This is a genomic window from Pseudomonas sp. PDM18, assembly GCF_014852585.1.
Lineage (GTDB): Bacteria > Pseudomonadota > Gammaproteobacteria > Pseudomonadales > Pseudomonadaceae > Pseudomonas.
Map to the genome: position 1 here is coordinate 854830 of NZ_JACVBX010000001.1, position 14141 is coordinate 868970.

The window sequence follows — 14141 nt, forward strand, 5'->3', positions numbered from 1 at the left end:
AGCGCCTGTCACCTATCGATCATCGCTCTGTCATCGGCGCGCCACCGCGCGCCGGGACACTGCGAGCATGACTACGACTCCTCTGCGCATCGCGCTGATCAGCGAAACCTTTCCGCCGGAAATCAACGGCGTTGCCAACACCCTGGGTCGACTGGCCTCTGGGCTGTTACGCCTTGGCCACCAGATTCAGGTCGTGCGCCCGCGCCAGCAGGGCGATGAAGGCCGTCACAGCGATGGCGAGCTGGTGCTCACCCGTGGCTGGCCGCTGCCGGGCTATCCCGGCCTGCAATGGGGCCAGTCCTGCCTGCACAAGCTGCTGCGCCACTGGAACAGCACCCGCCCGGACGTGCTCTACATCGCCACCGAAGGCCCGCTCGGCCTCGCCGCCCTGCGAGCCGCGCGGCGCCTTCGGATCCCGGTGATCAGCGGCTTCCACACCAACTTCCAGCAGTACAGCGCGCACTACGGCTTCGGCCCGCTGATGCGCCTGGTGACGCTGTACCTGCGCTGGTTCCACAACCGCACCCAGCAGACCCTGGTGCCCAGCGCCAGCCAGTCCATGGAACTGCAACGGCGCGGTTTCGAACGTCTTGCGCAACTCTCGCGCGGCGTCGACAGCAAACTGTTCAACCCCGCCCGGCGCGATGAAGCGCTGCGCCGCGAATGGGGCCTGGGCGAGCGCGACATCGCCGTGCTGCATGTAGGTCGGCTGGCGGCGGAGAAGAACCTGTCGCTTCTGGGCAACAGCTTCCGCGCGCTGTGCGCGGCGCACCCGCAGCTCAAGCTGCGTCTGGTGATAGTCGGCGACGGCCCGCAGCGCGCGCATTTGCAGAAGGAACTTCCCGAAGCGATCTTCTGTGGCCTGCAGCGGGGCGAGGAACTGGCCCGGCACTACGCCAGCGGCGACCTATTCCTGTTTCCCAGCCTGTCGGAAACCTTCGGCAACGTGGTCCTGGAAGCCTTGGCATCAGGGCTGGGCGTGGTGGCTTTCGACCAGGCAGCCGCCGGCCAGCACATTCGCCACGGGCACAACGGCGTGCTCGGCGTGCCGGGGGAAGAGCAGAGCTTCTTCGAAGCGGCGAGCTGGTTGCTGAGCGACCCGGAGCGCCTGCGCCGGGTGCGCCTCAACGCGCGCCACCACGCCATCCATCAGGCGTGGGACACGGTGGTCGAGCGTTTCGAGGGCTATCTGCAGGCAGCCTGCCGCACAGCCTTGCCGGGGAAGAACCCCGGCGGCCTGGGGCACCCTGAAATCCACAAATAGGATCAGGTGAAGGGCTTGGGCTCGGCGGCGAAGGACAGGCTCATGGCACCCGCGCCGAGGTTGATGCCCCCCGTGGGGCTGAGCATCGCCAGGTGTACCTGGATGCCTTTTGCCTCGCAGGCATCCTCCAGCGCCGCAAAACCGGGCAGATCGCGCAGGGCGGAAGGATCGCCGGCGTAGCTCAGGCACATCTGCGGCGCCAGCAGCTCGCCCGCCTCGACCCGCGCACGGGCGAAGTTGAGCAGCCGCTCGGCGGACTTCTCGTAGTTCGGCGACACCGATACCGGCTTGTCCTCGCCCTGTACCAGACTCAGCACCGGTTTCATGTCGAGCATCGAGCCCAGGCCGAGGAAGGCACCGCGCAGGCGGTCGCCGATGCTGCTGCGGTCGCCCTTCTGGAAGCCCCGGCGGCGGATGTGCCCCAGGTCGCTGGCGACCAGGAAGGTGTTCATCTGCTGGCTGAGCTGTTCCAGGCGGGTACGCACGGCGTTGGGATGCTGGTCTTCGCCGAGCAGGCGCACGCCTTCGGCGGCCAGCACGGCAAGGCCGGCGAATACGGTCTGGCTGTCGATCACCCGCAATGCGAACGGCCCGGCGATGCCCGCGGCGGCGCGGCGCTCCTTGTAGCTCTGCAGCAGGCTGAACGAGGCCTGGGTGGCGTGCTCGAAGATCGGGCTGCGCTGGCTGGTCACGGTCAGGCAGATCACGTAGTCGAAGTCGGTGACCAACTGCTCCAGGAACCAGTCGTGGGTCTGCGCCGGCGTCAGCGGTTCGCTGCCGTCCTCCGGGCCGACCTTGGGCAGGTCCTGGGAATAGAATTTGAGGGTGGTGTCGGGATCGCGGTCATCGACGATGCGCCGCTCGCCCACGCGGATACCGATGGGCAGCACGCGAATGTTGTGGGCAGCAAGGAACTCGGGGGGAAGGTCGCAGGTTGCATCGACTGCCAAGCCGATCCGCATGACTTACTCCTATGGCCGTCTCCCGGCCTATTGTTGTGTGAACGCGTTCATACTCTGCCCGTTTCGGACTGGGAAGTCAGCATGCGGAAAGGTGGGTCTCGGAAAAGTTTTGTAAACGCCTAGGACGGTGCTTTCAGACCATTCAGACAATCAATACTCCGCCATCATCGAGACGCATCTCTAGGAACGAGATTGCTCGCGAACATCGCCCCCAGCGGGGTCCGTTCGCGAGCAGCCGCGCTCTAACGAAGAGCAAAAAGCCCCTGGCACCATCGGCGCCAGGGGCTTTTCACATCCGCTCGCGGATCAGGCCAGCGACATCAGCGCATCGCGGCTGAAGGGCTTGATGTCCGCCAGGCGGCCATCGCGTACCTTCACTGCCCAGTCCGGGTCAACCAGCAGGGCGCGGCCAACAGCCACCAGGTCGAACTCTTCCTTGTTCAGGCGCTCCAGCAGACCGTCGATACCCGACGGCTGGGCGACTTCCTCAGTGTTGCCGAAGAAGGCGAGGAACTCGCTGCCATCCAGGCCGACGTTACCGACGGTGATGGTCGGCTTGCCGATGAGTTGGCGGGTCCACCCGGCCAGGTTGAGGTCGGAGCCTTCGAATTCCGGAATCCAGAAGCGGCGGGTAGAGCAGTGGAAGATGTCCACGCCGGCATCCGACAGCGGCTTGAGGAAGGCTTCCAGCTCTTCGGCGGTCTGTACCAGGCGGGCGCTGTAGTCCTGCTGCTTCCACTGGGAGAAGCGGAAGATGATCGGGTAGTCGGGGCCGACGGCCGCGCGCACGGCCTGGATCAGCTCGATGGCGAAGCGCGAACGGTTGGCCAGGCTGCCACCGTATTCGTCGGTGCGCTTGTTGCTGCCGTCCCAGAAGAACTGGTCGATCAGGTAGCCGTGGGCGCCGTGGATTTCCACGCCGTCCATGCCGATGGCCTTCGCGTCGACGGCGGCCTGGGCGAAGGCGGCGATGACATCCTGGATGTCCTGCCTGGTCATCTCATGGACCAGCACGGTGCCGTCCTTTTCCTTGCCGCTGGGACCGTAACCCGGAACGCTGGCGTCCGGCTCGGTACCCAGGCGGCGCACGGCGCCGACGTGCCACAGTTGCGGGACGATCTTGCCGCCTTCGGCATGCACGGCGTCGACCACCTGCTTCCAGCCGGCCAGGGCGTCTTCACCGTAGAAGCGCGGTACGTTCGGGTAACCGTTGGCGGCCTTGTGGTTGACCGTGGTGCCTTCGGTGACGATCAGGCCGACGCCGGCAGCCGCGCGGCGACGGTAGTACTCGACCACCTGGGCATGGGGTACGCCGCCCGGGGTGAAGTTGCGGGTCATCGGCGCCATCACGATGCGCGTGGGCAGTTCCAGGCCGCCCAGGCGGAAGGGCGAGAACAGGGTGTCTACGGATGCGGTCATTGAGGTCTCCATGACGACCAGGCGACCGGTCGTCTCGTTTTTGGAAAGGAAAATGATGACTCAGGCAGATCAGGCCTGAAGCAGGTGCTCCAGGCGTTCGATAAAGCGCTCCACCGGTTTGAGCGAGGCACTGACTTTCATCCGTGCCAGCACGCCCTGCCAGGCGTTGCCGATGAACTCGGCGAGGGATTCGGCGTTTTCCGCTGCCGGCAGCTCACCAGCGCGCTGGGCGTCGATCAGGCAGCCACGCAAGGTGTCGATGGACTGCTGGAGGATGCCGTCGACCCGCTCGGCGATGGCCGGCGACAGTTCGGCCATCTCGAAGCTCAGGCTGCCGATGAAGCAGTGGTATTCGAGCTTCTCCTGGCGGGCGAAATGCGCCAGCAGTTCGCGGTAATAGGTGAGGATGCGCGCACGCGGGCCCAGTGCCGGGTTGCCCAGCGCCTCGGCGTAGCGCGCCAGGCGCGGTGCGTACAGGTGCTCCAGGGCCTGCAGGGCAAAGTCTTCCTTGCTCTCGAAGTAGTGATAGAAGGAGCCCTTGGGGATGCCGGCGGCCTGGACGATGTCCAGTACGCCGGTGCCGTGGTAGCCGCTGCGGGTCATCGCCAGGGAGCCCTTGGCGAGGATCAGGTCGCGTTTGTCGAGTCGGATGCTGTTCATGGGCGCAAGAATATGACCGGTCGTCTCGCTTTTTCCAGCACCATTGATCGCAGTGATTTTCCTCCAGAAACGAATCAGCGAATCGCCGGGCTTTCCAGCAGCTCTGCCAAGCCTTCCTGCAACAGTTCGCGCAGGCGCTCCACCACTGCTTCCGGCTCGGCTTCGCTGCGATGCAGGCACAGGCCCAGCGGCGCCATCAACGGCAGGCCGGCGCGCTCGGCGTCCAGCCGTTCGACGCTGGCCGGCAGACCGATCGGTGTGCGCAGGCCGACGCCCAGCCCGGCGCCGACTCCCGCCCAGATGCCGGACAACCCGGCACTGGTGAACGCCACGCGCCAGGGGATACCGGCGCGATCCAGCGCCGCCGTTGCCGCGCTGCGCAGCAGGCACGGCGCCTCCAGCATCACCAGTGGCAAGGGTTCCGCGCCGGGAGATGGGAGTGCGTCCGGCGCACCGATCCAGCATTGCGTCACGGCGCCGACGCGCTCCATGTGCGGCGTGCGTTCGCCGGTTTCCCAGGCCAGCGCCAGGTCCAATTCACCGTTGCGCACACCTTCGATGAGTTGCTGATTGCGTGCCGTGCGTACCTCGATGCGCACCTTGGGGTGGGCGCGGGCGAAGCGTGCCAGCACGGCGGGCAGCAGGGTTTCACCGAAGTCTTCCTGCAGACCAAGGCGCACCCGGCCTTCCAGCGAGCCACCGCGCAAGGCGCCGGCGGCTTCGTCGTTCAACTCCAGCAGCCGGCGGGCATAGGCCAGCAGCGTCTCGCCCGCCTCGGTCAGCGCCATGCCACGCCCCTCACGGCGCAGCACCGGAGTGCCGGCCTGCTCTTCCAGCTTCTTCAGCTGCGCGCTGACGGCGGAAGTGGAACGCCCCAGGCGATCCGCCGCGCGGGCGAAGCTGCCCAGCTCGATGCCGGTGACGAAGGTGCGCAGCACGTCGAGGTCGAAGTTGATGCGGGCCATGGCAACCATCCTGATTATTCGAACTATCGGTCAAATATTTCCCGATTTTCCGAATCAAATTGCCGGGCTAGCCTGAACTCGTCAATCACTCACCGAGGAACGGCGCCATGCCTACCGTCCGCATCTCCCTGCTCAAGGGCAAGCAGCCCGACTACCTCCGCGAACTCGCCGACACCGTCTACGACGCCATGCACGAGGCCTTCAACGTGCCGGAGGGCGATCAGTTCGTGATGATCCACCAGCACGAGGCAGAAGAGTTCGTGTTCAACCGTCACTACCTGGGAGGGCCGCGGAGCAACGACTTCGTGCTGATCGCCATCACCATTGGCCGCCCACGGGACTCGCAGATCAAGCAGGCACTCTACCGCCGGCTCAACGCGCTGCTGGGCGAGCGACTGGGATTGGCCAGCGAGGACGTGATGGTGCAGATCACCACCAGCGAGGCGGACGACTGGTCCTTCGGCGGCGGACGCATGGGCGTGCTGACGCGCCCCGATGCGGTCAGTGCCAGCTGACGCGCTGCTCCAGCGGGAAGCGCAGGCGCGGGTTGTAGACGCCGTTGTCGGCAGCCCGCCCGACGGCCAGCAGCATGATCGGCACTGCGCGCCGGGGAATCTGCAGCACCTTGCGCAGCCGCACCTCGTCGAAGCCCTCCATGGGGCAGGTGGCAAAGCCGTGGCTCTGCAAGGCGAGCATCAGGTTCTGCGCCGCCAGCGAGGTGGACTTCACCGCCCACAGCCGCATCTCGGCGTGGCTGTTGGGTTGGCGCATCAGCGCGCGGCGCAGGCCGACCACCGAGTAGAGCGCACGCTTGAACAGCCCGAGAAGGCCGAACGCGCCCTGGTTGTACTGGAAGGGCGCGGTGCGCTGGTAGAAGTCGCGCACCTTGTCCGGAACGTTAGCTTCGGGCCACTGATCGAGGATCGCCGCGCAGGACTCGCGCCAGGTATCCGGGCGCGCCAGCACGGCGATCAGCACCGGAGCCGTGCGCGCCGCATTCTGCCCTAGGCACACTGGCGCCAGCCGGCGGCGCAGCTCGGCATCGCGTATCACCTGGAAGCTCCAGGGCTGCAGGTTGCAGGCATTGGGCGCCAGCACCGCCTGTTCCAGGCAGTCGCGCAGCACGACATCCGGCACCGGCTCGTCGAGGAAACGGCGCACCGCGCGGCGCTGTTCGATCAGGGCGCGCAAGGCATCGGGCGTGGCGGGCAGGCAGGCGGACTCGACGGCAAAACGGCTCATGGCGGGCTCCGGAAGCAGGTCGCCCGATTAAGCCGCCACCATCGGCGTGGAACAAGACGAAAGGGAGAAATGCCGGCGGGATTGGCGCATGCGCCCTCTCCCGCCGGGAAAGATCAGGCGCCCAGCGCCTTCTCGATAGCGTGGATCAGCGCCGGATCATCCGGCGTGGTGCGCGGGCTGAAGCGGGCCAGCACACGGCCATCCGGGCCGAGGAGGAACTTCTCGAAATTCCAGGTGATGTCGCCGGGGAACTCGGCGCCCTCGCCCGCGAGCAGACGGTACAGCGGGTGGCGCTCGGAGCCGTTCACCTCGAGCTTGCCCGACATGGGGAAGCTGACCCCGTAGTTCAGCGAGCAGAACGACTGGATCTCGGATTCGCTGCCCGGCTCCTGCCCGGCGAACTGGTTGCATGGCAGGCCCAGCACCACGAACCCCTGATCCTTGTATTGCTGGTAGAGCTGCTCCAGACCGGTGTACTGCGGAGTCAGGCCGCATTTCGAGGCGACGTTGACCACCAGCACGACCTTGCCCTTGAGCGGGGCCAGCGGCAGATCCTGGCCGTCGAGACCATGCAGCGTCAGATCGTGAAAAGCGCTCATTGCTTGCTCCTTGAAGAGGTAGGCACAAAGTGCCCGCGCAGGGAGCGGACAACGCGTCCGTCGTGCTGCGCAATCCCAGTCGATACGGGAAAAATGCCCTGGCATTCTTTGCAGTTACAGCGACTTGCATGAGAAAGGCGCCCGAAGGCGCCTTTCACGATTGAGCGTAGCAGCTCAATGATGGCTGCACCCGGTCGAAGGCGACCGAGTGACGGCAATCAGTGGTGGTGACCACCTTCGCCATGCACGTGGCCATGGGCGACTTCTTCGGCGGAAGCGTCGCGGATGTCGACCACTTTCACCTTGAAGTTCAGGCGCTGGCCGGCCAGCGGGTGGTTGCCGTCGACGATCACGTCATCGCCTTCGATGTCGCGGATGGTGACGATCTGCATGCCGCCGTCCGGCGCGGAAGCGTGGAACTGCATGCCGACTTCCAGCTCGTCCACGCCTTCGAACATTTCGCGGGTCAGGGTGGCAACCAGCTCGGCGCTGTATTCGCCGTAGGCATCGGCCGGCTCGACGGTCACGTCCAGCTCGTCACCGACCTGCTTGCCTTCCAGGGCCTTTTCCAGGCCGCCGATGATGTTGCTGGCGCCGTGCAGGTAAACCAGCGGAGCGCCACCGGCGGAGCTGTCGATGACCTCACCCGCGTCGTTGGTCAGGGTATAGTCGATGGAAACCGCCTTGTTGGCCGCGATCTGCATGGTTCGAAACCTATCTGATATAGAAGTTGAGCGCGTAAGTTTACGCGGCGACGCCCCCGAATGCGACCCGAAGACGGACGGACGGGATCACGCGGCCCCGCCGCGCCTGCTTGACTTTCATCAGGACGAAGACGGCCACTGGGTGGCAGTCTTGTCCTGCGGCCATACCCAGCATCTGCGCCACCAGCCGCCCTGGCAGTCTCGGCCCTGGGTGCTGGACCCGCAGCAGCGCATGGCGCAGATCGGCCGCGACTTCCCCTGCGGCTGGTGCGCCAAAGATTCCGACAGCAACAAGGAGTAGGCATGCCGGCTCGCAATATCCTGGTGATCAACTGCGGTAGTTCGTCGATCAAGTTCGCTCTGGTTCGAGAGGGCCGCGACGATTTCATCCTCCACGGCCTGGCCGAACGCCTCGGCGCTAATGGCGCCAGCCTGCGCTGGCAGGGCGAGACCGACGAGCAGCCGCAAACACTGGAGATTCCCGGCGCCGACCACAAGGCTGCCCTCGCCCGCCTGCTGCCGCTGGTAGCCCAAGCCGCGCAGGGCGAACTGCATGCCATCGGCCACCGCGTAGTACACGGCGGCGAGCGCTTCACCCAGGCCTCGCGCCTGACCGAAGAAGTGCTCAGCGCGATCCGCGAGACCTCGCCGCTGGCGCCGCTGCACAACCCGGCCAACCTGGTCGGTATCGACGCCGCCATGGCGCTCTATCCGGACCTGCCGCACATCGCGGTATTCGACACCGCCTTCCACCAGAGCCTGCCCGAGCGCGCCTACCGCTACGCCATCCCCGAGCCGCTGTACCGCGAGCAGCACGTACGCCGCTACGGCTTCCACGGCACCAGCCACCGCTATGTCAGCCACAAGGCCGCCGAGATGAGCGGGCTGGCGGTGGGCGACAGCTACTGGCTGTCCGCGCACCTGGGCAACGGCAGCTCCACCTGCGCCATCGCCAACGGCCAGAGCCGCGACACCAGCATGGGCCTGACCCCGCTGGAAGGCCTGATGATGGGCACCCGCTCCGGTGACGTCGACCCGAACCTGCACAGCCACCTGGCGCGCACCCTGGGCTGGAGCCTGGAGAAAATCGACCACATGCTCAACCACGACAGCGGCCTGCTCGGCCTGTCGGGGCTGTCCAACGATATGCGTACCCTGGAGAACGCCCGCGAGCAGGGCCACGCCAATGCGGCGCTGGCCATCGAAGTATTCTGTTACCGATTGGCCAAGTCCCTGGCCTCGCTGACCTGTGCGCTCCCGCGCCTGGACGGCATCATCTTCACCGGTGGCATCGGCGAGAACTCCGCGCTGGTGCGCAACCTCACGGTCAAGCACCTGCATGTGCTCAATCTCGAACTCGATGGCGAAGCCAATGCCCGCTGCGTGCGTGGCGTCGGCGGGCCGATCCACCTGGCGGGCCATCCCCGTGTGCTGGTGATCCCCACCAACGAGGAAAAACAGATCGCGCTCGACACCCTGGCCGTGCTCGACTGAAGATTCATCGGTCGCGCCCCACAAGGGCACAGACCACTCCCGCACGGCTTAAGGAGCCCGGATGCACACCTTCTTCCTCGCGCCGACCGGTTTCGGTGTCGGCCTGACGTCCACCAGCCTGGGCTTGATCCGCGCCCTGCAACGCGCCGGCCTGAAAGTCGGCTTCTTCAAGCCCATCGCCCAGCCCCACGCCGGGGACGACGGCCCGGAGCGTTCCAGCGAACTGGTCGCGCGCACCCACGGCCTCAACGCACCCACCCCGCTATCGCTATCCAAGGTCGAGCGCATGCTCGGCGACGGCCTGCTCGACGAGCTGCTCGAGGACATCGTCGGCATGTACAACAGCGCCGCCGTCGACAAGGACGTGATGATCGTCGAGGGCATGGTGCCGACCAAGCACGCCAGCTACGCCGCGCGTATCAACGCGCACCTGGCGCGCAGCGTGGACGCCGAGGTGATCCTCGTCTCCGCGCCGGACAACGAGACGGTGAGCGAGCTGTCCGACCGCATCGAGATCCTCGCCCAGCTGTTCGGCGGCCCGCGCGACCCGCACCTGGCCGGCCTGATCGTGAACAAGGTGCGCGGCGGCGAGCGCGAGGACATGCCCCGCGACGCCGAGGAAGCCGCGCGGTTGTTCGGCGAGCGCCTGAAGGAACACTCGCCGCTGCTGCGCGACGGCGACGTGCGCCTGCTCGGCTGCATTCCCTGGCAGGACGAGATGAACGCGCCGCGCACCCGCGACGTGGCCGACCTGCTGGACGCCAGCGTGCTCAACGCCGGCGACTACGAGCAACGCCGCGTGCAGAAGATCATCCTCTGCGCGCCCTCCGCGCCCAACACCGTGCACCTGCTCAAGCCCGGCGTGCTGGTGGTGGTGCCGGGCGACCGCGATGACATCATCCTCGCCGCCTGCCTGGCTGCCATGAACGGCGTGCCGCTGGCCGGCCTGCTGCTGTGCTCGGGACTGGCGCCGGACGCGCGGATCATGGAGCTTTGCCGCAGTGCGCTGCAGAGCGGCCTGCCGGTGCTGACGGTGAAGACCGGCTCCTTCGACACCGCCGGCGACCTGTCGCGGATGAACAAGGAAATCCCGGTGGACGACCGCGAGCGCGCCGAGCGCGTCACCGAGTTCGTCGCCGAACACATCGACTTCGAGTGGCTCAAGGACCGCTGCGGCGCGCCCCACGAACTGCGCCTGTCGCCGCCGGTGTTCCGCTACCAGCTGACCCAACGCGCCAACCGTGCCGGCAAGCGCATCGTCCTGCCAGAAGGCAGCGAGCCGCGCACCGTACAGGCCGCCGCCATCTGCCACGCCCGCGGCATCGCCCGTTGCGTGCTGTTGGCCAAGCCCGTCGACGTGCAGGCCGTCGCGCAGATGCTCGGCATCGTGCTGCCCGAGGACCTGGAGGTGGTCGACCCGGACCTGGTGCGCAGCCGCTACGTCGAGCCCATGGTCGAGCTGCGCAAGGGCAAGAGCCTGAACGCGCCGATGGCCGAGCAGCAACTGGAGGACAACGTGGTGCTGGGCACCATGATGCTCGCCCTGGACGAAGTGGACGGCCTGGTCTCCGGCGCCATCCACACCACCGCCAACACCATTCGCCCGGCCTTGCAACTGATCAAGACGGCGCCCGGCTACAACCTGGTGTCCTCGGTGTTCTTCATGTTGCTGCCCGACCAGGTGGTGGTCTACGGCGACTGCGCCGTGAATCCCGATCCTTCGGCCAGTGACCTGGCGGAGATCGCCCTGCAGAGTGCCGCCTCGGCGCAGGCGTTCGGCCTCACCCCGCGGGTGGCGATGATCAGCTACTCCACCGGCGATTCCGGAACTGGCGCAGATGTCGAGAAAGTCCGCGAAGCTACGCGCATCGCGCGGGAAAAACGCCCCGATCTGTTGATCGACGGCCCCTTGCAGTATGATGCCGCCGCCATCGCCAGCGTGGGCCGCCAGAAGGCGCCCGACAGCCCGGTGGCCGGACGCGCCAACGTGTATGTGTTCCCCGACCTGAACACCGGGAACACCACCTACAAGGCGGTCCAGCGCAGTGCCGACTGCGTCAGCATCGGGCCGATGCTGCAGGGCTTGCGCAAACCGGTGAACGACCTGTCGCGCGGGGCGCTGGTGGACGACATCGTCTATACCATCGCGCTGACGGCGATCCAGGCGGACAGCGGCAAGGACGGCTGAAACCCAAGGCACGAGGGATGTGCCCAAGAACGCATCACGCGCCCGGCCGACCGGGTGCCTACGTACAAGGACCATTCCTCGATGTTGAGTTTCCTCCCGCACACCCTGCGCGGCATCCTCGCCACCCTGATCCTGGTGACGAGCACGCTGTGCTGGTGCATTCCGCTGCTGGGCATGTCGATCATCAAGCTGCTGCTGCCCTTCAACGCCGCCCAGCTGGCGCTCAGCAAGATCATGAGCGTGATCGCCGAAAGCTGGATCACCTGCAACAAGGGCTGGATGAACCTGGTCCGCAACACCGGCTGGAACGTGCAGGGCCTGCAGGGGCTGCACTACGACCATTCCTACCTGGTCACGAGCAACCACCAGAGCTGGGTGGACATCCTCGTCCTGCAGTACCAGCTCAACCGCCGCATTCCGCTGCTGCGCTTCTTCCTCAAGCAGGAACTGATCTGGGTCCCGGTGATCGGCCTGTGCTGGTGGGCGCTCGATTTCCCCTTCATGAAGCGCTATACAAAGGCCTACCTCGCCAAGCACCCGGAAAAAAAAGGCAAGGACCTGGAAACCACCCGCAAGGCGTGCGCCAAGTTCAGCCGCATCCCGGTGGCGATCTTCAACTTCCTTGAAGGCACCCGCTTCACCCCGGCCAAGCATGACGAGCAGAACTCGCCGTTCCAGCACCTGCTCAAGCCCAAGGCCGGCGGCATTGCCTTCGTCCTCGATGCCATGGGCGAGCAGCTGCGTACCCTGGTGAACGTGACCATCCACTACCCCGACGGCCGCCCGACCTTCTGGTGCCTGCTGTCCGGCCGCCTGCGCTCGGTGGTGGTGCGCTTCGAGGAGCTGGAAATCCCCCGCCAGTTCATCGGCAAGAGCTATGACCAGGACGAGGGCTATCGCGCCGAATTCCAGCTGTGGGTGAACCAGCTGTGGGAGCGCAAGGACCAGTTGCTGAGCCAGCTGCACCGCGAGTTCCCCGCCAAGGCCTGACTCGATCCGTAGGGCGCATTACCTGGAACAGGTTATCCGCCGAAGTCCTGTCGGCGGATAACGCTGGCGCGTTATCCGCCCTACGAAAGCGACGCCAACGATGGATCACAGCGCGCAGGGAAATCATCGCGGACGGAGCCCGCTCCTACGACCCTTCCCCCTGGCACAAAAAAGCCCGCCAATCGGCGGGCTTTTTCATGGGAGAGGCTTACTGCTGGTACTGCTGGGTCTGCGCGTTCGGCAGGGCCTTCAGGTTCACTTCCACACGGCGGTTCTGCGCGCGGCCGTTGGCGTCGGCGTTGGAGGCAACCGGCTGGTCCGGGCCCATGCCACGGGTGCTGACGCGAGTGCCGTCGACGCCCTGGGAGGTCAGGTAGGAGGCAACAGACTGCGCACGACGCTGGGACAAGTCCATGTTGTGCTGGCGGCTGCCGGTGCTGTCGGTGTAACCGACGATCTCGATGCTGTTCTGGTTGAACTCCTTGAAGGAGTTGGCCAGGTTGTTCAGCGGGGTATAGAAGGACGGTGCGATGTTCGCCGAGTCGGTGGCGAAGGTGATGTTGCCCGGCATGATCAGCTTGATGTCGTCACCTTGGCGCTCGACCTGCACACCGGTGCCCTGCATCTGCTGGCGCAGCTTGGCTTCCTGCTTGTCGGCGTAGTAGCCGTAGCCAGCGGCGGCAGCACCGATGGCGGCGGCGCCGATCATTGCGCCCTTGCCACGGTTGTCATGGTTGATCGCGGCACCGGCGACGGCGCCAGCCAGCGCACCCAGCGCACCGTACTTGGCGGTCTTGCTCATGCCGCCCTCGGCTGGCGGGGCCTGGGTGTTGGGGTCATAGGGGTTCTGGGAGGCGCAACCGGCCATGAGGGCAAGGGCGGTGGCAGCCGCAACCATGGACAGACTACGTGCGGTGAACATGTCGGATGACTCCTCGAAATAGCGAAACACCCATTAGCGGGCGGCAGGTTAGAGCTTAGGTCGTGCAAATAATTCCGTAGCAACCTTAAGCACGGATGAAGGGATTTTCCCGCATCTCGTCGCCCAGGGTGGTATCCGGGCCATGCCCCGTGACCACGGTCGCGTCTTCGTCCAGCGAGTACAGGCGGTCGCGGATCGAGCGCTCGATAGTGGCGTAGTCGCCGCCCCACAGGTCGGTGCGGCCGATGCTGCGACGGAACAGCGTGTCGCCAGCGATCAGTAGCTTGTCCTGAGGAAACCAGAAGCTCATCGAGCCCGGTGTATGCCCAGGGGTGTGCAGTGCCACGCCGCAGCCGCAGGCCAGTTCTTCGTCATCGGCCAGCCATTGGTCCGGCGAAGGCACCGGCGTATAGGGGACGCCGAACATACGGCACTGCATCTCCAGGTTGTCCCAGAGGAACTGGTCATCTTTGTGCAGGTGCAGGGTCGCGCCGGTCTTCTCCTTCATCTGCCCGGAAGCGAGGAAGTGGTCCAGGTGCGCGTGGGTATGGATGATGCTGACCACCTTCAGCCCCAGCGCGTCTAGGCGCTGCAGGATGAGTTCGTGGTCGCCACCCGGATCGACGACGATGGCCTTCTTCGTCAGCGGGTCGCCGATGATGGTGCAGTTGCACTGCAAGGGGCCGACGGGGAAGGTTTCGCGGATCAGGGCAGGCTGTTCGCTCATCGAAG

The 14141-nt window shown here is 66.0% G+C and carries 15 protein-coding genes; 6 read left to right on the forward strand and 9 right to left on the reverse strand.

From position 1 onward, the window contains the following. Window positions 1-67: 67 nt before the first annotated feature. Window positions 68-1264, forward strand: a complete 1197-nt coding sequence (locus IB274_RS04175) for a glycosyltransferase family 4 protein (protein ID WP_192430775.1) — start codon at window positions 68-70, stop codon at window positions 1262-1264. Window positions 1265-1266: 2 nt separating this feature from the next. Here IB274_RS04175 and IB274_RS04180 read toward each other — a convergent pair whose 3' ends face one another. The 4 genes from IB274_RS04180 to IB274_RS04195 form a co-directional block, all read right to left on the reverse strand. Then, on the reverse strand, window positions 1267-2226 hold the full coding sequence (locus IB274_RS04180) for a DegV family protein (RefSeq protein ID WP_192430776.1): 960 nt from the start codon (window positions 2224-2226) through the stop codon (window positions 1267-1269). 306 nt (window positions 2227-2532) lie between these two features. Continuing rightward, window positions 2533-3645 (reverse strand): NADH:flavin oxidoreductase, encoded by a 1113-nt coding sequence (locus tag IB274_RS04185; protein ID WP_192430777.1) that lies wholly within the window; start codon window positions 3643-3645, stop codon window positions 2533-2535. 69 nt (window positions 3646-3714) lie between these two features. Further along, the gene (locus tag IB274_RS04190; RefSeq protein ID WP_192430778.1) at window positions 3715-4305 is read right to left on the reverse strand and encodes a TetR/AcrR family transcriptional regulator; all 591 of its coding nucleotides are present in this window, start codon (window positions 4303-4305) and stop codon (window positions 3715-3717) included. 74 nt (window positions 4306-4379) lie between these two features. Further along, the gene (locus tag IB274_RS04195; protein WP_081516262.1) at window positions 4380-5270 is read right to left on the reverse strand and encodes a LysR substrate-binding domain-containing protein; all 891 of its coding nucleotides are present in this window, start codon (window positions 5268-5270) and stop codon (window positions 4380-4382) included. A 107-nt stretch (window positions 5271-5377) separates the two neighbouring features. Here IB274_RS04195 and IB274_RS04200 point away from each other — a divergent pair, with 107 nt between their 5' ends. After that, window positions 5378-5785: a tautomerase family protein gene (locus IB274_RS04200; protein ID WP_192430779.1), complete on the forward strand. Its 408-nt coding sequence runs from the start codon at window positions 5378-5380 to the stop codon at window positions 5783-5785. On the opposite strand, the gene IB274_RS04205 is transcribed toward IB274_RS04200, so the two are convergent. From IB274_RS04205 to IB274_RS04215, 3 genes are all read right to left on the reverse strand, one after another. After that, window positions 5772-6512 carry a nitroreductase family protein gene (locus IB274_RS04205; protein ID WP_192430780.1) on the reverse strand — a complete coding sequence of 247 codons (741 nt, stop codon included), beginning with the start codon at window positions 6510-6512 and terminating at the stop codon, window positions 5772-5774. The two genes, IB274_RS04200 and IB274_RS04205, sit on opposite strands and share 14 nt — an antisense overlap. Before the next feature lie 113 nt (window positions 6513-6625). Then, window positions 6626-7111, reverse strand: a complete 486-nt coding sequence (locus tag IB274_RS04210; protein WP_192430781.1) for a glutathione peroxidase — start codon at window positions 7109-7111, stop codon at window positions 6626-6628. Window positions 7112-7329: 218 nt separating this feature from the next. After that, window positions 7330-7815: an FKBP-type peptidyl-prolyl cis-trans isomerase gene (locus IB274_RS04215; protein ID WP_192430782.1), complete on the reverse strand. Its 486-nt coding sequence runs from the start codon at window positions 7813-7815 to the stop codon at window positions 7330-7332. Between IB274_RS04215 and IB274_RS04220 the strand changes: the two genes are divergently transcribed. The 4 genes from IB274_RS04220 (at window position 7784) to IB274_RS04235 (ending at window position 12487) form a co-directional block, all read left to right on the forward strand. After that, window positions 7784-8116, forward strand: a complete 333-nt coding sequence (locus IB274_RS04220; RefSeq protein WP_192430783.1) for a DUF3565 domain-containing protein — start codon at window positions 7784-7786, stop codon at window positions 8114-8116. The two genes, IB274_RS04215 and IB274_RS04220, sit on opposite strands and share 32 nt — an antisense overlap. 2 nt (window positions 8117-8118) lie before the next feature. Further along, the gene (locus tag IB274_RS04225) at window positions 8119-9309 is read left to right on the forward strand and encodes an acetate kinase (RefSeq protein ID WP_192430784.1); all 1191 of its coding nucleotides are present in this window, start codon (window positions 8119-8121) and stop codon (window positions 9307-9309) included. A 61-nt stretch (window positions 9310-9370) separates the two neighbouring features. Further along, on the forward strand, window positions 9371-11497 hold the full coding sequence (gene pta, locus IB274_RS04230; protein ID WP_192430785.1) for a phosphate acetyltransferase: 2127 nt from the start codon (window positions 9371-9373) through the stop codon (window positions 11495-11497). 81 nt (window positions 11498-11578) lie between these two features. Then, window positions 11579-12487, forward strand: coding sequence for an acyltransferase (locus IB274_RS04235; RefSeq protein WP_192430786.1), 909 nt, complete (start codon window positions 11579-11581; stop codon window positions 12485-12487). Window positions 12488-12695: 208 nt separating this feature from the next. Here the strand turns inward: IB274_RS04235 and IB274_RS04240 are convergent, their stop codons facing one another. Further along, on the reverse strand, window positions 12696-13409 hold the full coding sequence (locus IB274_RS04240) for an OmpA family protein (RefSeq protein WP_192430787.1): 714 nt from the start codon (window positions 13407-13409) through the stop codon (window positions 12696-12698). Window positions 13410-13494: 85 nt separating this feature from the next. Further along, window positions 13495-14136 carry an MBL fold metallo-hydrolase gene (locus tag IB274_RS04245; protein WP_192430788.1) on the reverse strand — a complete coding sequence of 214 codons (642 nt, stop codon included), beginning with the start codon at window positions 14134-14136 and terminating at the stop codon, window positions 13495-13497. Between the last annotated feature and the right edge of the window lie 5 nt (window positions 14137-14141).

Coding starts and splice junctions, on each gene's coding strand:
- IB274_RS04240 (WP_192430787.1), bottom strand. CDS start 13,409: ATGTTCACCGCACGTAGTCTGTCCATGGTTGCGGCTGCCACCGCCCTT.
- IB274_RS04190 (WP_192430778.1), bottom strand. CDS start 4,305: ATGAACAGCATCCGACTCGACAAACGCGACCTGATCCTCGCCAAGGGC.
- IB274_RS04175 (WP_192430775.1), top strand. CDS start 68: ATGACTACGACTCCTCTGCGCATCGCGCTGATCAGCGAAACCTTTCCG.
- pta (WP_192430785.1), top strand. CDS start 9,371: ATGCACACCTTCTTCCTCGCGCCGACCGGTTTCGGTGTCGGCCTGACG.
- IB274_RS04220 (WP_192430783.1), top strand. CDS start 7,784: ATGGAAACCGCCTTGTTGGCCGCGATCTGCATGGTTCGAAACCTATCT.
- IB274_RS04225 (WP_192430784.1), top strand. CDS start 8,119: ATGCCGGCTCGCAATATCCTGGTGATCAACTGCGGTAGTTCGTCGATC.
- IB274_RS04185 (WP_192430777.1), bottom strand. CDS start 3,645: ATGACCGCATCCGTAGACACCCTGTTCTCGCCCTTCCGCCTGGGCGGC.
- IB274_RS04200 (WP_192430779.1), top strand. CDS start 5,378: ATGCCTACCGTCCGCATCTCCCTGCTCAAGGGCAAGCAGCCCGACTAC.
- IB274_RS04195 (WP_081516262.1), bottom strand. CDS start 5,270: ATGGCCCGCATCAACTTCGACCTCGACGTGCTGCGCACCTTCGTCACC.
- IB274_RS04235 (WP_192430786.1), top strand. CDS start 11,579: ATGTTGAGTTTCCTCCCGCACACCCTGCGCGGCATCCTCGCCACCCTG.
- IB274_RS04180 (WP_192430776.1), bottom strand. CDS start 2,226: ATGCGGATCGGCTTGGCAGTCGATGCAACCTGCGACCTTCCCCCCGAG.
- IB274_RS04205 (WP_192430780.1), bottom strand. CDS start 6,512: ATGAGCCGTTTTGCCGTCGAGTCCGCCTGCCTGCCCGCCACGCCCGAT.
- IB274_RS04245 (WP_192430788.1), bottom strand. CDS start 14,136: ATGAGCGAACAGCCTGCCCTGATCCGCGAAACCTTCCCCGTCGGCCCC.
- IB274_RS04210 (WP_192430781.1), bottom strand. CDS start 7,111: ATGAGCGCTTTTCACGATCTGACGCTGCATGGTCTCGACGGCCAGGAT.
- IB274_RS04215 (WP_192430782.1), bottom strand. CDS start 7,815: ATGCAGATCGCGGCCAACAAGGCGGTTTCCATCGACTATACCCTGACC.